Source organism: Verrucomicrobiota bacterium, from assembly GCA_038744685.1.
GTDB lineage: Bacteria > Verrucomicrobiota > Verrucomicrobiia > Opitutales > Puniceicoccaceae > Puniceicoccus.
In genome coordinates, this window is the sequence record JBCDMB010000003.1 from 194,181 (window position 1) to 215,056 (window position 20,876).

At 51.7% G+C, this 20,876-nt stretch carries 23 protein-coding genes and 2 tRNA genes; 21 read left to right on the forward strand and 4 right to left on the reverse strand.

The annotated features are described in order from the left end of the window. The first annotated feature begins 1 nt into the window (after position 1). On the forward strand, positions 2 to 763 hold the full coding sequence (locus AAGJ81_03275; protein ID MEM0965160.1) for a succinate dehydrogenase/fumarate reductase iron-sulfur subunit: 762 nt from the start codon (positions 2 to 4) through the stop codon (positions 761 to 763). Between the two features lie 64 nt (positions 764 to 827). Here the strand turns inward: AAGJ81_03275 and AAGJ81_03280 are convergent, their stop codons facing one another. Continuing rightward, complete coding sequence (locus AAGJ81_03280) at positions 828 to 1,316, reverse strand: hypothetical protein (protein MEM0965161.1); 489 nt, start codon at positions 1,314 to 1,316, stop codon at positions 828 to 830. Between the two features lie 108 nt (positions 1,317 to 1,424). Next, positions 1,425 to 2,240 (reverse strand): hypothetical protein, encoded by an 816-nt coding sequence (locus AAGJ81_03285; GenBank protein ID MEM0965162.1) that lies wholly within the window; start codon positions 2,238 to 2,240, stop codon positions 1,425 to 1,427. 50 nt (positions 2,241 to 2,290) lie between these two features. Between AAGJ81_03285 and AAGJ81_03290 the strand changes: the two genes are divergently transcribed. The 11 genes from AAGJ81_03290 (at position 2,291) to AAGJ81_03340 (ending at position 12,716) form a co-directional block, all read left to right on the forward strand. Beyond that, complete coding sequence (locus AAGJ81_03290) at positions 2,291 to 3,085, forward strand: ParA family protein (protein ID MEM0965163.1); 795 nt, start codon at positions 2,291 to 2,293, stop codon at positions 3,083 to 3,085. Beyond that, positions 3,078 to 3,782 (forward strand): ribonuclease III, encoded by a 705-nt coding sequence (gene rnc / locus AAGJ81_03295; protein ID MEM0965164.1) that lies wholly within the window; start codon positions 3,078 to 3,080, stop codon positions 3,780 to 3,782. The genes AAGJ81_03290 and rnc overlap by 8 nt, the downstream gene beginning before the upstream one ends. 42 nt (positions 3,783 to 3,824) lie before the next feature. Further along, complete coding sequence (locus tag AAGJ81_03300) at positions 3,825 to 5,441, forward strand: TolC family protein (protein ID MEM0965165.1); 1,617 nt, start codon at positions 3,825 to 3,827, stop codon at positions 5,439 to 5,441. Beyond that, positions 5,438 to 6,535, forward strand: coding sequence for an efflux RND transporter periplasmic adaptor subunit (locus AAGJ81_03305; protein MEM0965166.1), 1,098 nt, complete (start codon positions 5,438 to 5,440; stop codon positions 6,533 to 6,535). Before AAGJ81_03300 ends, AAGJ81_03305 begins: the two co-directional genes overlap by 4 nt. A gap of 107 nt (positions 6,536 to 6,642) precedes the next feature. Then, positions 6,643 to 7,356, forward strand: a complete 714-nt coding sequence (locus tag AAGJ81_03310) for an ABC transporter ATP-binding protein (GenBank protein ID MEM0965167.1) — start codon at positions 6,643 to 6,645, stop codon at positions 7,354 to 7,356. After that, a complete protein-coding gene (locus AAGJ81_03315; GenBank protein ID MEM0965168.1) occupies positions 7,353 to 8,585 on the forward strand; it encodes an ABC transporter permease in 1,233 nt (410 codons plus the stop codon). The genes AAGJ81_03310 and AAGJ81_03315 overlap by 4 nt, the downstream gene beginning before the upstream one ends. A gap of 123 nt (positions 8,586 to 8,708) precedes the next feature. After that, entirely contained in the window at positions 8,709 to 10,439 is a 1,731-nt protein-coding gene (locus AAGJ81_03320; GenBank protein MEM0965169.1) for an ABC transporter ATP-binding protein, read from the forward strand. 107 nt (positions 10,440 to 10,546) lie between these two features. Then, positions 10,547 to 10,762, forward strand: coding sequence for a DNA-directed RNA polymerase subunit omega (locus AAGJ81_03325; GenBank protein MEM0965170.1), 216 nt, complete (start codon positions 10,547 to 10,549; stop codon positions 10,760 to 10,762). A 101-nt stretch (positions 10,763 to 10,863) separates the two neighbouring features. After that, positions 10,864 to 11,340: an SsrA-binding protein SmpB gene (smpB, locus tag AAGJ81_03330; protein ID MEM0965171.1), complete on the forward strand. Its 477-nt coding sequence runs from the start codon at positions 10,864 to 10,866 to the stop codon at positions 11,338 to 11,340. A gap of 10 nt (positions 11,341 to 11,350) precedes the next feature. Beyond that, positions 11,351 to 12,256 (forward strand): homoserine kinase, encoded by a 906-nt coding sequence (thrB, locus tag AAGJ81_03335; protein ID MEM0965172.1) that lies wholly within the window; start codon positions 11,351 to 11,353, stop codon positions 12,254 to 12,256. Next, positions 12,249 to 12,716 carry a tRNA (cytidine(34)-2'-O)-methyltransferase gene (locus tag AAGJ81_03340; GenBank protein ID MEM0965173.1) on the forward strand — a complete coding sequence of 156 codons (468 nt, stop codon included), beginning with the start codon at positions 12,249 to 12,251 and terminating at the stop codon, positions 12,714 to 12,716. Before thrB ends, AAGJ81_03340 begins: the two co-directional genes overlap by 8 nt. A gap of 22 nt (positions 12,717 to 12,738) precedes the next feature. Here the strand turns inward: AAGJ81_03340 and pdxH are convergent, their stop codons facing one another. Further along, positions 12,739 to 13,380 (reverse strand): pyridoxamine 5'-phosphate oxidase, encoded by a 642-nt coding sequence (gene pdxH / locus AAGJ81_03345; GenBank protein ID MEM0965174.1) that lies wholly within the window; start codon positions 13,378 to 13,380, stop codon positions 12,739 to 12,741. A gap of 77 nt (positions 13,381 to 13,457) precedes the next feature. Between pdxH and AAGJ81_03350 the strand changes: the two genes are divergently transcribed. From AAGJ81_03350 to AAGJ81_03380, 7 genes are all read left to right on the forward strand, one after another. Next, on the forward strand, positions 13,458 to 13,913 hold the full coding sequence (locus AAGJ81_03350; protein MEM0965175.1) for a hypothetical protein: 456 nt from the start codon (positions 13,458 to 13,460) through the stop codon (positions 13,911 to 13,913). 13 nt (positions 13,914 to 13,926) lie between these two features. Further along, on the forward strand, positions 13,927 to 14,454 hold the full coding sequence (locus AAGJ81_03355) for an LptA/OstA family protein (GenBank protein ID MEM0965176.1): 528 nt from the start codon (positions 13,927 to 13,929) through the stop codon (positions 14,452 to 14,454). Then, positions 14,447 to 15,187 carry an LPS export ABC transporter ATP-binding protein gene (lptB, locus tag AAGJ81_03360; GenBank protein MEM0965177.1) on the forward strand — a complete coding sequence of 247 codons (741 nt, stop codon included), beginning with the start codon at positions 14,447 to 14,449 and terminating at the stop codon, positions 15,185 to 15,187. Before AAGJ81_03355 ends, lptB begins: the two co-directional genes overlap by 8 nt. A gap of 84 nt (positions 15,188 to 15,271) precedes the next feature. Then, positions 15,272 to 16,231, forward strand: coding sequence for an HPr(Ser) kinase/phosphatase (gene hprK, locus AAGJ81_03365; protein ID MEM0965178.1), 960 nt, complete (start codon positions 15,272 to 15,274; stop codon positions 16,229 to 16,231). A 546-nt stretch (positions 16,232 to 16,777) separates the two neighbouring features. Beyond that, positions 16,778 to 18,178, forward strand: a complete 1,401-nt coding sequence (gene dnaA / locus AAGJ81_03370; protein ID MEM0965179.1) for a chromosomal replication initiator protein DnaA — start codon at positions 16,778 to 16,780, stop codon at positions 18,176 to 18,178. Further along, positions 18,178 to 18,663, forward strand: coding sequence for a hypothetical protein (locus AAGJ81_03375; GenBank protein ID MEM0965180.1), 486 nt, complete (start codon positions 18,178 to 18,180; stop codon positions 18,661 to 18,663). Before dnaA ends, AAGJ81_03375 begins: the two co-directional genes overlap by 1 nt. A gap of 94 nt (positions 18,664 to 18,757) precedes the next feature. After that, positions 18,758 to 18,831, forward strand: a tRNA-Gly gene (locus AAGJ81_03380). Between the two features lie 39 nt (positions 18,832 to 18,870). On the opposite strand, the gene AAGJ81_03385 is transcribed toward AAGJ81_03380, so the two are convergent. After that, positions 18,871 to 18,947, reverse strand: a tRNA-Asp gene (locus AAGJ81_03385). Between the two features lie 141 nt (positions 18,948 to 19,088). Here AAGJ81_03385 and AAGJ81_03390 point away from each other — a divergent pair. Together AAGJ81_03390 and AAGJ81_03395 are read left to right on the forward strand one after the other, a co-directional pair. Then, the gene (locus AAGJ81_03390) at positions 19,089 to 20,120 is read left to right on the forward strand and encodes a hypothetical protein (GenBank protein ID MEM0965181.1); all 1,032 of its coding nucleotides are present in this window, start codon (positions 19,089 to 19,091) and stop codon (positions 20,118 to 20,120) included. Further along, positions 20,120 to 20,836, forward strand: a complete 717-nt coding sequence (locus AAGJ81_03395) for a DUF374 domain-containing protein (protein MEM0965182.1) — start codon at positions 20,120 to 20,122, stop codon at positions 20,834 to 20,836. The genes AAGJ81_03390 and AAGJ81_03395 overlap by 1 nt, the downstream gene beginning before the upstream one ends. Positions 20,837 to 20,876 lie beyond the last annotated feature (40 nt).

The following is a 20,876-nucleotide window of genomic DNA, read 5'->3' on the forward strand; positions in this document are numbered from 1 at the left end:
TATGAAGCTCCACCTCCGAATCTGGAGGCAAAAAAACGCAGACGATGAAGGTGGCTTTGTCGGCTACGATCTTGACGACGTTTCCGAGGATTCCTCTTTCCTCGAAATGTTGGACATCCTCAACGAACAGATTGTCGATAGCGGTGAGGTTCCGGTTGCCTTTGACCACGATTGCCGGGAAGGCATCTGTGGAATGTGCTCGCTGATGATTAACGGCCAGGCCCATGGACCGCAGAAAGCGACAACTGCTTGCCAACTCCACATGCGTCACTTCAACGATGGGGACAGCATTACAATCGAGCCCTGGCGGGCGAAGGCTTTCCCTGTTCAAAAAGACCTGGTTGTCGATCGAAGTGCGTTTGATAACATTGTCGGCTCGGGAGGCTTCATTACAGCACGGACTGGAAGTGCTCCGGATGCCAATGAGATTCCGGTTCCCAAGCGGGTGTCTGACAAGTCTATGGACGCGGCCGCTTGTATTGGTTGCGGTGCTTGCGTCGCAGCCTGTCCGAATGGATCAGCAATGCTCTTTGCCGGTGCGAAGGTCACCCATCTCAACTCCCTTCCTCAAGGCAAGGCGGAAAAAGACCGCCGGGTCATGGCAGTCGTCAATTCGATGGACGATGCTGGGTTTGGAAATTGCACGAACTACGGGGAGTGCCAAGAAGCATGTCCAAAAGAAATCAAGCTGGACGTAATCGCAAAAATGAATCGCGACTACGCTATTGCCTCAGTGAAAGAGATTTTCCACAAGGCCAGTTAGACAGCCCTGAACCCATGCAGCTCGGTGTGTCGCTGCTTCGAGCAAGCACACGAGCAAACAAAACCTACGCTAAAACCAACTCAGGCTTCTGCGTCGAAACCTCTTCAGTTCCGTCTTTGGATCGTTGGCTATCCAGCTTCTCCTCCAAAAGATCTGCCCAGACCTGAAAGTAAAACACGACGTCTTCTCTGTCTTTGTGATTGAGAGACCTTTGACCAGTCCGCAAACGAACCTCGGCCAAAACGAATGGATCGCTGAGATATTCAAGATGACCAAGATCTTTTGCGCTGAACCCGATCTCCCGAAGAACGTGGATCACTTGGTCGAGAGGATGGCTACTCACCGGACAATAATCCTTAGCGTGTTCCGACCATTCCCCCGGTTTCTGAAGAGCCCGCTGGTGTATCTCGGCTGCACCTAAGCCAGTTACCGTCTGAACCAGCTGGCCGCAGTTGCAACGGCCCTGATGGGTCCAGCTATACTGGGTGCCATCCGCGATCCGGTTTGCAGTTACCCGAAGGACCGAGATAAGCGTCTTGTTTCCGTCTGCCATTTGACCAACCCTAAGAACTGTCTTCCCAAACGCAAATCCCAGGCGTCCCAATTCCCTGGTTTAATCCGCTTTATCAAGTATTTTTGCCCTGGGGGAGCACTCTCATTTTTACCTCCGGCCGTACTTTACAGCGAAGCGTGTTTTTTGAGTAAAGTCTCTATCATACCCCTGTTTTACTTTTGCCTCCAACAATGGCCCAGGATCCTTCTCCCAAGGGGAACGGGAACTTCGCGCAAGAACGATCCGGCCAGACCGATCCCTTAAAACAACCAAATAACCCTCATACTCGATCCCACCGTAGTCTGGATCATAGATAAAATTTACCTTCTTAGAAGTCCATCTGGCCTCATCTTTTGGAGAAATCGACACCTTAAAGTCCTGCCGCAGGATAACCGCATACTTTCCCTCATCAATTGCTACCCCCTGAGCGATTAGAACGAACGTGCCATCCACATCAGTGTAAGTCTTCTCAATATCGTCATTCTCAATGATAACCGTGGACTGAACCTCAACGACACGGTCGTCGATATCGCCATACCGATTCATTTCGTCATCACGACCTCTTTGGACCTTAATCTTGAGCTTCGAGCCACTGTTGATTTCCGCCTGATCCACGCTCAACCGCTCATTTTCCTTCCAATCCTCAATCAGACGCATTGTTTCCTTTGAGAATCGTGAAAAAGGCACATCTTCGAAAAGGCGTCCATTCTCGACCTGAATCGTTACGCCGTAATCCGAAACCGCCAGAATTTGGGCTCGAATCACTGTCCCATCGAGTGAGGTAAGATCCTGAAATGGCTCTGCCGAAACGAGAGCCCCTATAGCTAATGCCGAGCTAACAAGGATGATTCGTCCTGCTTTCATCTCTTCCTCAAACAGAAGAACCGAAAAGGAATTAAGCCGCAACGAAAAACGTTTAACCACCTTTCCTTTTTCTTGCTTACCTGAACCGGATCGAAAAACTCGAATTCTTTATGGAGAGCCCCGTATTCGCAATCGCAAACCAAAAAGGCGGTGTCGGTAAAACAACGTCGGCGGTCAATTTGTCCGCAGGTTTAGCTGCCAAAGGCCTCAACACCCTTCTGATTGATCTTGATCCGCAAGCCAACGCGACCAGCGGTCTCGGGCTGGAAAAAGAGGAAGGCACCAGTGCCTATGGACCCCTAATGGGCCAAGGCAGTCTTTCAGATAAAATCGTCGAAACCGGTCGCGAACACTTGTTTCTGGTCCGATCGGAGCGGGACCTCGTTGCTACAGAAGTTGAGCTTCCATCAACGGATGACTACCTTCAGCGACTGAGGAACCTACTCAATCCTCTCCGCGAGCAGTACGGGTTTCAGGCTATCATTCTTGATTGCCCACCTTCTTCGACCGTTCTCTCGCTCAATGCTTTAGCAGCAGCAGACTACTTGATCGTCGCGCTACAGTGCGAGTATCTTGCCATGGAGGGCTTGGGAGAAATCCTGAATCTTCTCAAACAAATACGAGAAGGTGGTGTAAACCCAAATCTCGAACTGGCTGGTATTCTCATGACTATGTTCGACATTCGGACAAAACTGTCGCAGCAGGTCGTATCCGAGGTAAGGGATCACTTTGGAAACGAGGTGTTCTCAGCGATCATCCCGCGCAACATTCGGCTGACCGAGGCACCCAGTTTCGGACAAACCATTTTTGAATACGAAAACACAAGCTCGGGGGCTGTTGCCTACGATAAACTGGCTGCTGAGATCGCCTCCCGGTTTGGTCTGAACCCGTCAACCAATGGGTGACGCTGGAGATCTCCAGTGTCGCATCGGCTATCAATTCAAGGATCAGGAGCTTCTTCGTCAGGCTCTTACGCACCCCTCCCTAGCAGTTGTTGATCCAAAACAAGGTCCTTCCAACCAACGCTTGGAGTTCCTTGGCGATGCAGTTCTTCAACTAGTAGTCAGCCAGCACTTATTCGAAGAGAATCCTGAAGCTGACGAGGGAGACTTAACGAGAATGAGAGCGAGCCTCGTATGTGGCAGCTCGCTGGCTGCGATAGCCCAATCGATCGGCCTTTCGGAGTACCTTCTTGTCAGCAGGTCCGCGAAAAATTCCCGTGTGCAGCAGAATGAGGCAGCTATTGAAGATGCCATTGAAGCACTGATCGGGGCGATCTTTCTGGATGGTGGATTCGACGCGGTTATCCCCGTGATCACAAAGATTTTTCCCACATCCGGCTTTGATCGGGATATGCTCATCGAAGAGGAGGAGAATCCTAAGGGAGCGTTGCAGGAATTGATCCAAGCAAAAGGAGATGAACAGCGGCCTGTCTACGAGATCCAGTCTGCGGAGGGTCCGCCACACGAAAGGGTCTTTACTGCCTCGGTTTCTCTTGGAGATCGGATCATCGGCTCGGGGAAAGGCCTATCAAAAAAAGCCGCAGAGACCGAGGCTGCGGTCGAGGGACTCCTCTACCTCAAGAGCCAAGATCCTGTATGAGTCTTTATCCCATTCAACGAGGCTTTATCGTTAAAAAACTCTTTGCGTGCTGAACTCTTCGTTCACAGTCTAACCCCTGTGCGCTTTCTTGTTTTCCTTTCTCTCCCTAGCCTTTTTGGAGTCCTCCTCTCCTCCGGTGCAGATGAACAGACAGGAAGAGAGATAGAAGATGAGGAAATTCCGCTTCTGATTCTTCGGGAAGCCATTCGCATTGGCGTGGAGTCTAACTTTGGGATCCGGGTACAAGTTCTAAACCCTCTCATAGAGCTGGAAAACACCTCGATTGCAGAAGCCACATTTGACCCCCAGCTCAGCGCTTCGGTCTCTTGGAGAGAGTCCAAGTCTGCGCAGGCCGCTAGCACACTCGAGGGAGCTGCCCAGCCACAAGATGAGAATCTGGATGCTGGGGCGTCCATTTCCAAACGATTTAGCCCGGGGACTGAAGTATCGGCAGGAAGTGATCTAAACCGCAGGGAGACAAACTCCGCAAACGCCCTTCTCAACCCGGACTACACTTCGGAGTTTGGAGTCGAGGTGCGGCAACCGTTATTGAGGGATTTTGGAACAGAAGTGAATCTTGCCTCGTTGCGGAGCGCAAAGTCGGGGTTCTTGGAGAGTCAGATCGTTTACGAGGGAGAACTAGCCAGTCTCTTCGAGCAAATCGTCGCATCGTATTGGCAGGTAGCTGCCGCGAATCGCCGACTCGAGCTACGGGAATCGAGTATCCGTCTCGCCGAACTTCTCCTCCGCAGAACGGAAGAGGAACTTTCGCTCGGCCTGGCAACCCGCTCCGATGTGCTTCAGGCTCAGGCCGAATTGGCGACTCGACAGGAGGCAAAGCTCCAGTCGGAGAAAAACCTATCCGATCGGAAAGACGAGCTCCGCTTTCTCTTGGGAGAAGATCTTAGATCTTCAGCCCCGTTTCGCACTATCCCTCTGCCTCCTCCCGCTGAAGAAGCCGATTCGTTCGCCAAAGTCATGAGAGACGCACTCGTTTTTGACCCAGGACGCCGATCGCTTGAACAGGAGATTGACCAACGCTATTTCGATATACTTCTCGCAAACAACACGACACGGCCTGACCTCGATTTAGTCCTTGGTGGGGATTACTTGGGAAGGGAAGATGAGTTGAGTGAATCTTATCGTCAGGCGATTGACGGAGACGGCTACCGCTGGCGGGCGGGGCTCGAACTGAGTTTCCCTTGGGGATTCGCAGAGCAGAAAGCGAGAAAGCGTCAATCCGTTCTTCGTCTGCGCCAGACCGAGGTCCAGGTAGAAGAGGCGGAGGCGCGAGTCCGGCAGGAAGTTCGTGCCGCATGGCGGCAGAATGAAAATGGGCTGGCACAGCTGGAGTCAGCGCGGGCGACAGTTCGACTACGGGTAGAAGTGGTCGAGGCGGAGGAGGCTCGGCGCGAACGAGGTCTTGCCGACATCAGTGACGTCCTCGAAGCAGCACGATTGCTCGATGATGCCCGATTGAGGGAGGTAGACGCCATTCTTGAAACGACTCTGGCACGCACTCGTCTATCGGAGCTAGACGGATCAATTTTTGAAAAGGCGGGCTTCGATGCGGAAGCCCTTGTTGGCCGATCCATAGGCGAGGGAGAATCACCTTCCGATCCACCTACCCCACCAGAAACAAATCCCTCAGATCAATGAAGAAGATCCTAATTGTTGTTATTCTTCTCGGACTATTGGGAACTGGTGGATGGTACTTCTGGAGTGCTTACGAGAGTTCTCAGTCTGCTACAGCCGAAAGCGGTCGAGCGACCTTTGCCGTGGTATCACGAACGATCCGTGAGAATATCGAAGCCACCGGAATCGTTGAGCCAAAGGTTTCGACCGAGGTTCGATCCGAGATCAGTGGCCGAATCGAAAGCATCTTTGTAGAAGAGGGTGACGAGGTCGAGCGCGGCCAACCTCTGATCGAATTGGACAGAATCACCCTGCAAAATGAACTGACCGAAGCGGAGCGAAATCTTCAGTCATTTCAGCTGCGTCTGGAGCAGGCTGAGCGGAACTTTCTTCGCCTTCAGAAACTTAGTCAGCAGGAATTCGCCCGGGAGAGCGAACTCGAGGACGCCGAAACAGAGTTTGCGCTAGCGCAGCTCGATCTCGAGGTACGCGAGACGAGGGTAGAAACAGCACGAGACAATCTCGACAAGGCCACCATTCTCGCTCCTCAGGCGGGAGTCATCTCGAACCTCGACGTAAATGAAGGCCAGGTAATTGTAGGAGCCACCTCCGTAAACCAAGGCACACTTCTCATGAACGTGAACGATCTCAGCGAACTTATCGTTCGATCTTCAGTAAACGAGGTAGACGTGATGCGTATATCGGAGAAAACCGAAGTCTTGATTAGTTTCGATTCAATCCCTGATCTCACCATCGAAGGAGACATCACTGAAATCTCGCGCTTCGGAAGAGCCGACAACAGTGTGAGGGTTTTCCCGATTGAGGTAACGTTTCCTGCCGATGATTCGAGGCTGCGGTCAGGGATAACAGCAAACCTATTTTTTCCTCTTGCCGAGGTCACGGATGTTCCAGCGGTGTTGATTTCCGCGGTCTTTAATATTCGCGGCAAACAGACACTGGTGGTCCTGATGGAAAACGGTGAATACGAAATGAGAGAGGTGACAACCGGTCTTAGTGATACCGAGTTCGTCCAAATTTTAGAGGGTGCGAGTTTGGGTGATGAGGTTTCTCTCACACGACCTCCAGGAATCGAAAGAATGACGCGACCTATTCGCTAATGGCGGAAGATTAAGCATCCTCCACACATTCTTGACCGACCAGCGATAGTTCTTTCGAGACCCTGACTCCAAGATAGCACCGCATTCCCGCTAAATTTCCGTTTCCCATGAATGGCACCTCACCTACATCGTCAAACGCCGAGCTGTTGCTCCGGCTCGAGGGGATCTGCAAAGAATACGAGTTGGGAGAAACGATTGTGAAGGCTCTTGATGGGGTCGACTTAGAGATCAAACGAGGCGATTATTCAGCAATACTGGGCCCGTCAGGCTCTGGAAAAAGCACTCTGATGCATATCCTTGGATTTATGGATCAACCATCGAAAGGACGAATGCTTCTGGGTGAGAAGGATGTCAGCCGGATCAATCGACAAGAACAAGCTCAACTCAGAGCCACCGAAATCGGTTTCGTTTTTCAATCCTTCAATTTGTTGTCCCGCCTTTCTGTCGTGGAAAATGTTCTCCTGCCTGTCGAGTATGCGCGCAGAAAACTGGATACTCCTCAAACCCTTGCTGCGGAAGTGCTTGAAAAGGTGGGTCTCAGTCATCGAATCCATCACCGGCCAGCACAGCTTTCAGGTGGCGAAAGGCAGAGAGTGGCGATTGCCAGGGCCTTGATCAACAAGCCCAGAGTTCTTCTCGCAGATGAGCCTACTGGAAACCTCGATAGCCGCAATGCGGCCAACATCCTCACTTTGTTTGACCAACTTGCGGACGAGGGAAACACACTCATTCTGGTTACGCACGATGAGTCGATTGCAAAACGCACGCGGAAGGTGATCCGCGTCCTCGATGGAAAAGTGACGGAGGAGGCTATCGGATGATCTTAGCGACAATTACCCGGCAGGGAGTTCGTGAAGTTTGGAACCATAAGTTCCGAAGCTTTCTTTCGATGATCGGGATTATTCTCGGCGTTGCTTCTCTCGTGGCAATGATTGGCGTTGTTCAGGGAATGATCCGAAATTTTACGGTGTTCTTTGAAGAGACAGGCGGTATTGAAAAGGTCGAAATAGAACCAGCGGAGCCTCCTGAAGACCAAAGTCATATCGCTTTTCTCTCTCCAGGGCTATCCCTTACGGATGCCAAAGCCATTGAAGCCGCTGTCCCTCTGGCCGAATATACTAGCCCCGAAATATCGAGTGGCTGGCCGAGGATTGTTCGCGGTAACCAGCGCACTAGAACTCGGGTGCTGGGAGTGACCCCCGACGTCCAAATCATTGAAAACTACGCTGTCGAGAGAGGACGCTTCCTCGGAGATTTGGACAACCTCAACGCCCGTCCTGTGGCAGTGATCGGATCTGACACCTACCGTCGGCTTTACGAACCGAATGAAGATCCAATCAACTCCCAAATACGAATCGACAACCAATCGTTCTCCGTGATCGGACTCCTTCAACACTACGAGTATAATCAGGGGGGAAGGAATGCACTCCGATGGAAAAACCAACGCATTTTCATACCCGCAAACACCTATTCCCAACGCTTTACCGGAGACGAATCTGTCGGCGAGATCCTCATCAAAGTGGCTCGATTTGAAGACCTGGCTGACCTAATCCCGCAGGTCGAAAACGTTCTCCTTCAAAATCACAATGGGATCCAGGACTTCGAGATCATCACCCGAGAGGAACAATTGGTCGAGTTCGAGAAATTGGAGAGATCATTCACCTTCTCCCTCGGCGGCGTCGCAGGTATCTCTCTCCTTGTCGGTGGAATAGGGATCATGAATGTCATGTTGGCGGTCGTTTCAGAACGCATCCGTGAGATCGGCGTTCGCAAAGCCGTGGGAGCCCGCTCGATAGACATCTTTTTTCAGTTTCTCGTGGAGTCGGTCTTGATCAGCATCATCGGAGGGATACTGGGTCTGCTCCTCAGCGTTGGTTTTCTACAGGTGCTTTCTTCGATCGTTCCAGGAGGTGAGAATGTGAATCTCTTTCCGGGAGAGGCCATGGCCTTCGGTTTCTTATTCAGTGCTGGAATTGGGGTTCTTTCCGGTCTCTACCCTGCACTTAAGGCGGCAAGACTCGATCCCATCGAGGCTTTGCGCTACGAATAGAGCGCGTTTCTTCAGTCAGATAACGAATTTATTGAAGCGTCCGACCGCTTGAACTTCGGTTTTCGGTATTCGCTATCTCCCTTTCAATCCGTTTCGTTCCTAAGTTTCCGTTTCAGCAATTCGATGGATATCATTCTCCGAGTATCCGGCTACCTTGGTCGCTATCGTCCGCTTTTTGTGGGCACCCTTGTTCTTGCAGTCTGTAGCACTGCGTTCGGAATCGCAGTTCCGAAAATCATCCAGTTTATCGTCGATAACTACATCGCTGAGAAACGGGTGGGTATGCTCTGGTTCGGAGTGGGAGCAATCCTTGTGGCTTTCGGATTGCGGGAGATACTGAACTGTTTTCGTATCCAGCTGAACAATACCCTCGAGCAGAAAGTTCTGATCGACATACGCCGGGATCTTCATCGGAAGCTACTCCTTCTTCCCATCAGCTTTTTTGACCAAAGAAAGAGCGGGGACGTGGCTTCCCGAGTGATTGATGATGTTACCGAGGTGGAGCGTGCGCTGCTGGACGGAACCGAACAGGGATCGGTCGCAGTCCTCCAGATTATTGGGATCACCGCCATACTCTTCGCTATGCAACCGATCCTTGCCGCACTGGTTTTCGTCCCGATTCCCGTGATGGGCGTCCTCGCCTACCACCATGCGAAGATCACGAGGAAAAACTGGCGTCAAGTCCGCGACAGTTCCGGCCTACTCAATAGCCTTTTGGTCGAGGATATCCAGGGAAACCGTCTCATTCAGAGCTTCAATTTGGCACCGCGGGAATCCGAACGCTTCCGTGACCGGTCGTTAGACCTCCGGACCAAGGTGCTCAAGGCGATGTTCAGATATTCGAAGTATATCTCCTCGGTTCAATTTATCGCGAGTATGGGTGTAGTCGCGGTAGTGGGATTGGGTGGCTGGATGGCCATTCAAGAGATGCTGACTATGGGCCAGTTCATCGCCTTCAATGTATACTGCACGATGCTCTACCAGCCTATTTTCCAACTAAGCGCCCTCAATCATATGCTCGCATCGGGAAAAGCGGCGGGAGAGCGAGTTTTCGAAATTCTCGATCACCCGGTTGAGATCGAAAATACCGCAAGTCCCCTTCCCTTCCCTGAGGCTCCGGTAAGAGTCGATTTTGATCATGTCGGTTTTGCCCATGTAGACCGCAGTCCGCTTCTCCACGATTTTCACCTTTCGATACCTGCTGGCCGGGTAACCGCACTGGTTGGGCACACAGGTGCAGGTAAGAGTACAATCGCAAATCTCATTCTCCGCTACTACGAAACTTCCACTGGAGCGGTGCGAATCAACGGAACGGACGTTCGTGAGATCTCTCTCGATTCTCTTCGGGGAAGCATTGGAGTGGTTGCTCAGGATCCATTCCTTTTTGATGCTTCCGTGCGCGAAAACTTGCTTCTCGCCAAGACCGATGCCACCGATTCTCAGATTTGGGAATCTCTCGAAGGAGCCTCGGCGGCGGAATTCGTCCGCCGCCTCCCTAACGGCTTGGAAACACTGATCGGGGAAAGAGGTATTCGACTAAGTATGGGAGAGAAACAGCGGCTGACCATCGCACGCGTCCTCCTCCGTAACCCTCCCTTAGTCATTCTTGATGAGGCGACTTCAAGCGTAGACACGATTACGGAAAAACAGATCCAAACCGCGCTTGATCAGCTCGTCCGGCACCGAACAGTCCTCGTGATTGCGCATCGCCTTTCTACGGTCCGGAGAGCCGACCAAATCGTCGTGGTAGAGCATGGGCGAATTCTCGAAAAAGGCACCCATGACGACCTACTACAATACGAGGGCCACTACTCCGAATTGTGGCAACATCAAACCGACCTCATTCCAAGCTAGAGATAGAGGGAGGCTTGTGGGGAGATTCTCCAACAAATCCGTTCTTGCATCTATCTAGAATTCCTTCATTCTCCACCGTTTTTCCGAATTCCAAACCACCAAACGCCGTGAGAGACGACTACCTAAGAGCAGCGCGCACCAAGATCCCTGACCCGAACGTTCTAGTGAACGTGGTATCCCGCCGCGTAAAGCAATTGAAGAACGGCTTCAAACCCTTGGTTGAGTCCCTCGAGCGCCTCGACCCTGAGGATATTGCTCTCCGGGAAATTATCGACGAGAAAATTAGTTACCAACTTTTTGATTCGGAAGAAGAGACTGTCTAACGCACTCTCGTTGCCAGAGCCTTTTGGCTCCGCATCCATCAAGCGGGTTCCTCCCGCTTTTTTCTTTCCCGGGTCACCCGCTTTTAAACCGCTTCACCGCCGTGGCCCGAACAACGAAACAGCAACCAGCCGAGATTCGGAACCGGCGAGCCTTTCACGACTACCACATTCACGAAAAACTCGAAGCAGGCATGATCCTTAAGGGCACGGAAGTTAAATCAATCCGGGAGGGCAAAGTGCAGATTCAGGACGCTTTCGTCCGATTCCAGCGGGAAGAACCCGTTCTCTATCACGCTCACATCGATGAGTATGCTTTCGGCACAGACCACAATCATTCCCCGAGAAGACCGAGAAAACTCCTTCTCCATCGGAACGAGATTCGCAAAATAAAAGAGGCGATTCAAATGGGAGGGAAGACGGTGATTCCCCTCCGTGTCTATTTTTCCCGTGGTATGGCCAAAGTCGAGATCGCGATCGCTTCTGGAAAGAAGCTTCATGACAAACGGGAGGCTCTAAAAAAGCGGGAAGCAGACCGCGAAGCGAACCGGGCTCTCCGAGAATTCAACCGTAAAGGTTAAAAATATGAACATGGAACCTGTTGAACTCAGACTTCCAGCCTCCACCTCGAACTGTGGACCAGGCTTTGACTCGCTGAGCATTGGCCTCCAACTCTACAATTTCTGCCGCTTCACCCCTCGTTCCGATGGTAAACAAGTCATTACCGGAGGTGACGCGGGCGGAATGGAGGAGATGTCTAATCGTGCAGCCGAAGCCTTTTTCAAAAGAACAGGGATCAAACCCTTCGGTTTCGACTACGAGCTTTGGGGTGAAGTCCCCCCCGAGAGAGGGCTGGGCTCGAGTTCGAATGTTTTGGGAGGGGTGTTTTTAGCGCTCAACCATCTCCACGATAATCCTTTGGACAAGCACGAGTGCATCAGACAGTTGGCCCGACTTGATAACGCACCGGACAACGTTTGTGCTCTCGTGCGGGGAGGATTCTGCGTTTCAAGGGTGGATCCGGTCTCCAGAGAATACGTCGATTCTTTCCACTTCCCTGTCGGCGAAGAACTGCAGTTTGTCGTCGCCTGCCCGGAGATTCGTGTGCGAACCCCTGAGGCCCGGGCGATTCTTCCGGACACCTTGCCTTTCGAGGAGGCAGTTTCCAGTTTAAACGGGCTTGCCTACCTCGTTGCAGCGATCGCCAAGGGGAACTACAAGAGACTTCGCGGTAGCACGGACGACCGCATCCATCAACCTTTTCGCAGGGTGCTCAACCCTTTCGTGGACGAGGCAATCGAAGCTGGGGTCGACGCCGGCGCATATGCTGGTTGGTTGAGCGGGAGCGGATCCAGCGTTATTTGTGCCTCTCCAAGCGAGACCGCACTGAAGGTTCGCAAAGCAATGGAGTCGGTCTACCGATCCAACAATATTCCGTGCCGTCTCCACAGTCTTTCCTCTGACAACGATGGGGCAGCAGTCCTCGGGAATGACTGAACCGCTCCTCCACGTCGCCCTTCGTTGCCCTGAAATCCCCCAAAACACCGGCAATATCGGCCGTCTCTGCGCCATTACTGGGTGTCGCCTTCACCTCATTCACCCCCTGGGTTTCACCACAACCGATCGGCATCTTCGACGAAGCGGGATGGATTACTGGCACTCTCTCGACAAACGCGACCACGAGAATTGGGAATCATTCCGTGAAAACGAGGGAACCCGGCGGACATGGCTGTTCACCACAAGAGCCAACCAGTCTTTTTGGGACGTCTCTTACTCCCCCGGAGATCTGCTGCTTTTTGGCAACGAGGGTCATGGTTGCCCGGAAGCGGTTCACCAGGCAATCGGGACGAGACAGAGTGTAAAAATTCCACATCCTCGCTCCGATCTTAGGTCGATCAACCTCGCCACCAGTGTGGGAATCGCAGTGTACGAAGCACTTCGCCAACTACGAGAATAATTTGAGTGCCCTCTAGAGAGCCTTACGGACTCAATCGGTCGATTGACCAAATCCCCGCACTGCTTTTGCGATATTCGAACCGATCATGCAGACGACTTGGTCGCCCCTGCCAAAACTCAAACCGTTTTGGCTCGAGCCGATAACCACCCCAAAAATCCGGGAGAGGAATCTCTCCCTCTCCAAATTTTTTCTTCATCTCCTCCCACTTCATTTCGATCACCTTGCGCGAGGAAATCACCGAACTCTGCTCGGACACCCAAGCTCCAATCCGGCTTCCTCTCGGGCGGCTTATATAATAATGCAAGGACTCCGCAGTGGATATCTTTTCGCAGGCTCCTTCGATGATCACCTGACGCTCAAGAGAAACCCAAGGAAAGAGTATGGAAGCCATTGGATTTGAAGACAGATGACCTGACTTCCGGCTTCGGTAGTTTGTAAAAAAGACAAACCCCTTCTCATCATAAGCCTTCAGCAACACCATTCGCTGGGTAGGAGCTCCATCCGGACTTACCGTCGCCAGCGATAGTGCGTTTGGCTCCACCAGGTCAGCCGTCCGCGCTTGTTCAAACCACAATGAGAATTGACTGAAAGGATCCGACTCCAAGGTCTCCCGCCGCATACCAGCCTTCGAATACTCACGCCGAAGATCTCCTAAATTAGCCATTTTTCTACCCTGACCGATTCTTGCGAATAGGGCAAACCCACCGTTGCCATTCATCCTGAACCAACTAGTTTATCCCTATGAAGCAATCCCGAAGTACTCTCAAACAATTGACGTGCTTTGCCTTCGTTGCGATCGTCTTCATCGCGCCGGTTCTGCCTGCATCTGCCGAAATCAAGCCAGACGCCAAGGTCCAGTCCTTTACCTTTCGAAAATTCAACGATCGCGGCCTTCGACTGTGGGATCTTTCCGGTAACGAGGCAGTGTTCCTGAGCGACAGTATCATCCGCGTCATTGAAATGCAGCTCGCGGTCACATCAACCGCCAGCGGAAAAGACACCGTCTTGCGAAGTCCAAGCGCAAATATCTTTGTTGAGGACAACTCTGCTTCCGGTGAAGGACTTCTTTTCGTTCAAGGAGCTGGATATAGTCTCGAGGGAGAGGACTGGGAATGGAAGGGAGCTGAAAGACGCATCGACATCAGGCGGGGTGCCCGGGTCACCTTCGATGAGGCGATCGACCGAATTCTCAAATAGGAACGGTCTCCCAATGAGACTTCTCGGTTTTTCCTTACTCCTGCTGTTTGTATTCGTCACAACACTACCGGCTGATCGGGAAGAGGAAGAGATTCCCCAAAGACAGTCCACGGTGATTTCCAGTGATCGACTGGAAGTGATCAATACAGACGAAGGAAATCTGTTTATCTTCGATGGATCCGTTTCGATCGTCGGTGCAGATTTTACGGCAAAATGTGATCGTATGGAAGTCCGGACCAACTCCGAAGGAGAAGATGACTTTGGAGCAATCGCCGTGATCGAGGCTATTGGTAATGTCCAGATTCAACAGGGCATTCGAATCGCTACAGCAGGAAAGGCTATCATCTATCCGCAAAGCGATGAAGTGTTCCTCGAAGAGAGTCCGCAGGTGAGAGACGAGAACGGAACGATTTCCGGTTACCGTATGACCCTTCACGGCGAAGATCGCAGGATCTCAATAGAACCCGGACCGGATGGTTCGCGCACTCAGGTCGAGCTCCCCTCGCTCGAGGTGATTCGATCCGACAAGTCTGGTGAGTGATTCAAATCAATCGATATCCATCGAGACTGAGGGTCTCACGAGGGACTTTGGCAGGCGTCGTGTCGTCGATAACGTAGGGCTCTCAGTTAAATCTGGTGAAATCGTCGGTCTTCTCGGACCGAACGGTGCTGGCAAAACCACCACCTTTTACATGATTGTCGGTCTTATCCAACCGACGGAGGGCAATATTCTTTTGAGGGGAAAAGATGTCACCTCACTTCCCATGTTTAAACGCGCTCGCAAGGGAATAGGTTACCTTCCTCAAGAGGCTTCGGTATTCCGGAAGATGACAGTTCGAGAAAACCTCATTGCCGTTCTGGAAACCATGCGACTTTCCAAGAAGGAACGGGAAGAATCTGCAGACGAAAAGCTTGCTCAATTCGGACTGGAGAAGATTGCCTACCAAAAAGCATACACCTTAAGCGGAGGTGAACGCCGACGCCTCGAGATCGCCAGAGCACTGGCCACTAAGCCAGAGTTTTTGCTGATGGATGAGCCATTCAGCGGAGTTGATCCGATCAGTGTTGATGACGTTCAGTCGGTAATTCGTGATCTGAAAGGTATCGGTATTGGAATTTTAATTACCGACCATAATGTGAGAGAAACGCTTGAGATCACCGACCGCTCTTACCTCCTCTACGAGGGGAAAGTCCTTTGCGAAGGAGATCGGAACACTCTTCTCAACGATCCGTCCGCCCGAAAATTTTATTTAGGCGAAGGCTTTCAAGCTTGAGAAGACTGGACCCCCCGACCCCCATTCTAGGCGCAAGCTTTTTCCCTCGTCAGGCCACCCTCTTCACTGTCACTCTAAAGAGCCATGAAACCGACTGAGAAAATCATCGAAAGTATCTCGGTTCGGGAGTTTTACGAATCCTGTCGCGAGCCACTCAAACTGGAGCTGATTAGCGGCGAGGAACGGTTGGATAGAATCATTGGAGAAAAGAGTCTCAACCGTCCGGCGCTCGCGTTAACAGGATACTTCCGATTCTTTGCCCATCGCCGGATCCAGTTGTTTGGTGCCGGGGAAATGGGACACCTTAGAGACAACGATCCCAAGGTAATTGAACCGGCACTCACCAAGATAGCGGAAAAGAACATTCCCTGTATCATCATCAGCAGGAACCTTGCTCCTACCCCCCTGCTACTTAAAATCGCCAAAGAACATAAGATCCCTTTGTTTCGATCCAAGCTCAAGTCGAAGACACTCACGACTGAGGCCACCTTGATCCTTGAAGAAAGGTTTGCTCCGCGAAAAACCATCCACGGTACCCTAATGGATATTCGCGGCATCGGAACGTTACTCCAAGGAGAGAGCGGTATCGGTAAAAGTGAATGCGCACTCGCCCTAATCGAGAAAGGTTTCAGTCTGGTCGCTGACGACCTCACTCATCTGCGATTACTTCGAGACCACGAGATCGTTGGAACGAGCTCCGAACTCAGCAGAGGCTACATGGAGTGTCGCGGTATCGGGATTATAGACATAGCGAAGCTTTTTGGTGTCAATTCCGTGAGAGTCGAGAAACGACTCGACCTAGTCATTTCATTTGTGAGTTGGACCCCTGGAATCGAGGAGGACAGGACTGGTCTCGAGCAACGACACATGGAGATTTTCAATCAAAAGATACCTCACAGCATCATTCCGGTTCGTCCAGGGAGGGATTTAGCTCGCCTGGTCGAGGTGGCTGCAATGGTTCAGGCACTCCGCCTTCTCGGCCACGATTCGGCGAAGGAGTTCAATGAACGGCTAATTCGGCAGATGGCCGGAACGGTCAGTTGACCTTCGATTAGGCGCTTCCCTTGGGAGATTCAAAACAGGTGTTCTTTCTTTAAACCTGCGGTCAGATCCATGACGGCATCCGAAGTTGAGTTTTTTCCAGGAGTGAACCGGAACCCGTAGTTTCTGCCTTTACACGGCCCTAGTGGGCCCGGTTGGCGATTCTGGCAACCGAAAAGATCAAAAGTTATCCGCAAAACCGTTGTGAATAACTTGTGCGTAACTTCGACTTGCAACCCTACGACGTCCAAGGATGATCAGGTGAATGACGTTTGGTAGAAGTCTCAAGGTCCTCTCGGCGACAAGAAACCAAAAGTCTTTGAAAAAGTCTCAATTGAACCATTCCTGCGCCTGATAAATTCGTTAAAATACTGAAAATGAACTATTTAGAAGATTCGAAGACACCCCTCGCCTCGGACGACAGGTACGTTGAGCAAGGCAGCGTTTCATCTTCGAACCTCCTAGTTCACAGTGGGTTACGCTTTTCAGGCTAGGCACCCTACATTCCCCTCTTTCCTCTGTTAACAATTTTAGTCATTTTTGTTTCCAATGTCTTCTATTTCCCAGCCCTCAACCCTTTGGGATGCCACCTGTGAACGCTTCAAAAGCCGCTTAAATCCGGACATTTTCGAGATGTGGTTTAAACCGCTCTCATTTTCTGATGCGACCGATGAGACCATCAGGATCCTTGCACCCAATGACTTCGTCTCAATCTGGCTAAAGGACAATTACCTGGAGGTGATTCACGCAGAGGTCGCGGAGGTATTTGGCGGTCCTAGAAAGGTGATTATTGAAGTGGAACAAAATTCCGCCAAGAATCGACAGGAAAGCAACCGAGTTCCAAAACCCTCCAACCCGGATTCTGCTGATCGGCTTCAAACCGATGAGTCCGCGTCTTCAAAAACCACAGCGTCGCTTTCAGGGATCAACCCGAAGAATACCTTTCGCAACTTTGTCGTAGGATCCGGTAATCAACTAGCTCACGCTGCCTCTATAGCGGTGGCCAACGCCCCGGCACGTGCTTACAACCCACTCTTTATCTACGGCGACACCGGCCTCGGAAAAACCCACCTGATGCACGCGATCGCCCATCAGGTCGTTTCCGCCCGTCCTAACGCTAAAATTGCCTACATTTCTACGGAAAAATTTACGAACAAGTTCATTACTGCGATTCAGGAGAATAAGCTCACAACATTCCGTCGTAGATTCCGCAAAGCGGACATCCTCCTGATCGATGACATTCACTTTCTTTCGGGGCGGGAGAGGATCCAAGAAGAGTTTTTCCACACCTTCAACGAGCTCTTCGAGAATCAGAAGCAAATTGTCCTCACCAGCGATCGGCCCGCAAGCGAGATTGCCCGGCTAGAGAGCAGACTTGTCTCGCGGTTTCAATGGGGACTGGTCGCTGATATCCAGTGCCCGGACCTCGACACCCGCCTCGCGATTCTTTCGAAGAAGGCACGCTCTTTGGAGGTCAAGATTCCAGCAGACGTTCTTGGGTTTCTAGCCGAGAAAGTCTCGAGAAACGTCCGTCGAATGGAGGGCGCCCTCACACGGGTGGCAGGCTACGCGGCTCTCATCCGGGATCCTCTTTCGGTCGAGGTCGTCGAACGTTTGCTCTCAGATGTCCTTCAGGAGGAGCTCCTCAACCAAGTGACTATTGAGAAAATTCAGAAGAAGACGGCAGATTACTACCATCTGAGGGTCGCCGATCTTCTCAGTAGAAGACGTCCCGCTAAAATTGTAGTCCCGAGGCAGGTTTCGATGTACCTAAGCCGTCAAATGACCGATCATTCTCTCGTTCAGATTGGAGACGCGTTTGGCGGCAGGGACCACGGAACCGTTATCAACGCGATCCGTGCGGTGGAGAATATGATGGACCAGGACCCTGCCATGCGCAGGAGCATAGACTATTTGACGAAACAACTTTCCGAGAGTAGGTCGTCTTAATGGAACTAGATTCTTCTCAAAAGGAACTCGTCTCCCAGTGGGCGGCAAATGGTGACTCTTTGTCCGCTATTCAGGAAAAGCTGTCGTCGGAATTCGGGGTCAAAATGACCTACATGGAAGTTCGTTTCCTGGTCGAAGATCTCAACGTTGAGCTGACAGATGATGAATCCACCGATCCGAAAGAGGATGGCGAAACTGAACCTTCAGCCGAAGAGAGTGCAGAAACCGTCGAACTCGAAGATGCTGGTTTCGACGGCGCTGCCGGATCTGGACGCGTTTCCGTTTCCGTTGATAAAATCACCCGGCCTGGAGCAGTAGTCAGCGGATCGGTTACTTTTTCAGACGCCAAATCTGCACAATGGATGCTCGATCAAATGGGCCAGCTCCGCCTTGTTCCCTCCGAAGAAGGTTACCAACCCAGCGAGGAGGATATACAGGCTTTTCAGGCGTCGCTCCAATCCGAACTGCAGAAACAGGGCTTTTAGAGCATTCGCTGCAAACAAGCTTTAACCATAAGCAGGATCCTCCTCGGTTGCTGGCTTGACTCCAGCTCTATTCCAACAAGGATCCCCATTCCCCGCGGGTATAGTTTAGTGGTAAAACCTCAGCCTTCCAAGCTGATGATGTCGGTTCGATTCCGTCTACCCGCACCATCTTTTTCACGAGAACCCGATTGGGGGATCAGCATGGGGTGGCGGGATAGACGGGACTCGAACCCGCGGCCTCCGGCGTGACAGGCCGGCGCTCTAACCAACTGAGCTACTACCCCTCCGGGAAAACCGACAATCATCCCGCGCGGATTAATCGAGTCAAGTGAGTTCTTATTTGCCTCACAGAAAAAAACCTAGCGCGTCAATTACGCTTTAGATTCGCCTTTTCTAACTGATCCAAGCAAACTCCGGAGTCTGGTATGCCTGAGGTTCTCAATGAAAACGCAATTACCGACTCCGAGGGAGCGAGGCGACGGCGTCTAGTTGGCCCGCTCTTCCTCGCGATCGTCATTCAGGTCCTTCTGGTAGCGATGACGCTTTTCGTAGTTGTTCTCGTCCCATCGGCACGGGAAGACCCAAAATTTGTCGCCAAAAAGACGATCTACCTTCCCCAAAGAGAGCTACAGCACAAAATGGCGGTAGCTGAGTTTCAGCAATCGGCTCCTTCACCCATGCAAATGGAGAAAATCCAGGTGGAGCGGCTGACTCCGGACAACCTCCCTCAATTACCTGCGCTACCGACAATGGAGTTCACCCCCATCGTTCCCGACAACCCAAGCCCGATTGGAAACGCCATGTTCGGGAACTCCGGTCTTGGAGGAATGATGGATGGTCTCGTTGGTGAGGCTTCCTCAATCTCTTTTCTAGGCATCAATGACTCTGTTAAACGAGTCGTGATTATTGTCGATGTGGCGACTTCTGTCTTCAATGCCGCTGAGTCCGCAGGATTCAGTATGGAAGAGGTAAAGAACGAAACCATCTCACTGATCAACAAGCTAAACTCCAATACTCTCTTCAATGTGATCCTTCACCGGAGGACGTTTCTCGTCCTGCGCGACACAATGGTCACGGCAACGGTTTCAAACAAGGAAAGCGCCGTCCAATGGCTGATTGAGAAATTTCCCTCCGATGCATCAGCTTCTCTTAGCGGAGCGGTTTCAGGGCCCAACGGCACGTCCGGTATTATTCCCATCCTCGGCAGAGCTTTCGACATGAATCCCGATAGTATTTTCCTGATTTCCGATGGAGGTTACTTTGATCAAGCGAACCGAGCCGTTCCTCTGCGAGAGGTCCTTGATTTGATCGGCGATCGTCAGGACCAGATGGAGGAAGAGGTTCGGATTCACACGGTGCGTTTTCCAGATCCAAGAAATATCGACGACGATAGAGTGGGCTCCGGTATGCGTTCGATCGCAGGAAGAAACAACGGGAAGTACCGCACGTTTGACTAGTGCCGCGGGGCGAACAAACGACTGCTCGCTACGGGAACACCGAAGTTCCTGTCTACGAACCGTCCTTTTTTCGAAAGTTACTGCTCTATCCCGCCTTCCTGTTGATCAAAATCTGGTCCCTTACCCTCCGTCTCGAGATCGATCAAAAGTCCCTCGATCTCGTTCGTTCGGTGAAAGAGCCCGCCCTTTTCCTTTTCTGGCACAACCATATTTTTCTGGCAGTGATTGCGAAGAAGAAGTTTGCAAGGCCCTACAGGATGTCGGCAATCGCAAGCACCAGTAAAGACGGTGCTTGGCCCGCAGCGATTTTCCATATGCTTGGGACTACAATCGTGAGAGGATCCGCTCATACCCGTAGCTCAAGAGTCGCCCGCGAGATGTTGGCAGTCCACCGTTCCGGTGAGGATCTTTGCCTGACTCCAGACGGTTCTCGCGGCCCGATCTATTCCCTCCGTCCGGGAGCAGTGTTCTTCTCTCGGGAAGCGAGGTCCCCCCTTCTTCTTTTCAGTGCGACCTTCGAGAATGCGTGGCGAGTCAAGTCCTGGGACAGATTCTACCTTCCAAAACCGTTCAAACGGATAATCGTTCGAACCGATCTCGTTGAATTTTCTGAACTGGAGCAATATACGAATATGGAGTCTGCTCGAAGTTTCCTCGAAAAGAAACTCCTCGCGATTACCGAAGACCCTTTAGGGGTGCCTGCGGTAGAAGACTAGCACCGACTTCAGAAGGTTTAAAACCTGCTCGGCCCGGCTT

Coding starts and splice junctions, on each gene's coding strand:
- AAGJ81_03275 (MEM0965160.1), top strand. CDS start 2: ATGAAGCTCCACCTCCGAATCTGGAGGCAAAAAAACGCAGACGATGAA.
- AAGJ81_03280 (MEM0965161.1), bottom strand. CDS start 1,316: ATGGCAGACGGAAACAAGACGCTTATCTCGGTCCTTCGGGTAACTGCA.
- AAGJ81_03290 (MEM0965163.1), top strand. CDS start 2,291: ATGGAGAGCCCCGTATTCGCAATCGCAAACCAAAAAGGCGGTGTCGGT.
- rnc (MEM0965164.1), top strand. CDS start 3,078: ATGGGTGACGCTGGAGATCTCCAGTGTCGCATCGGCTATCAATTCAAG.
- AAGJ81_03305 (MEM0965166.1), top strand. CDS start 5,438: ATGAAGAAGATCCTAATTGTTGTTATTCTTCTCGGACTATTGGGAACT.
- AAGJ81_03310 (MEM0965167.1), top strand. CDS start 6,643: ATGAATGGCACCTCACCTACATCGTCAAACGCCGAGCTGTTGCTCCGG.
- AAGJ81_03315 (MEM0965168.1), top strand. CDS start 7,353: ATGATCTTAGCGACAATTACCCGGCAGGGAGTTCGTGAAGTTTGGAAC.
- AAGJ81_03320 (MEM0965169.1), top strand. CDS start 8,709: ATGGATATCATTCTCCGAGTATCCGGCTACCTTGGTCGCTATCGTCCG.
- thrB (MEM0965172.1), top strand. CDS start 11,351: ATGGAACCTGTTGAACTCAGACTTCCAGCCTCCACCTCGAACTGTGGA.
- AAGJ81_03340 (MEM0965173.1), top strand. CDS start 12,249: ATGACTGAACCGCTCCTCCACGTCGCCCTTCGTTGCCCTGAAATCCCC.
- pdxH (MEM0965174.1), bottom strand. CDS start 13,380: ATGGCTAATTTAGGAGATCTTCGGCGTGAGTATTCGAAGGCTGGTATG.
- AAGJ81_03350 (MEM0965175.1), top strand. CDS start 13,458: ATGAAGCAATCCCGAAGTACTCTCAAACAATTGACGTGCTTTGCCTTC.
- AAGJ81_03355 (MEM0965176.1), top strand. CDS start 13,927: ATGAGACTTCTCGGTTTTTCCTTACTCCTGCTGTTTGTATTCGTCACA.
- hprK (MEM0965178.1), top strand. CDS start 15,272: ATGAAACCGACTGAGAAAATCATCGAAAGTATCTCGGTTCGGGAGTTT.
- dnaA (MEM0965179.1), top strand. CDS start 16,778: ATGTCTTCTATTTCCCAGCCCTCAACCCTTTGGGATGCCACCTGTGAA.
- AAGJ81_03375 (MEM0965180.1), top strand. CDS start 18,178: ATGGAACTAGATTCTTCTCAAAAGGAACTCGTCTCCCAGTGGGCGGCA.
- AAGJ81_03390 (MEM0965181.1), top strand. CDS start 19,089: ATGCCTGAGGTTCTCAATGAAAACGCAATTACCGACTCCGAGGGAGCG.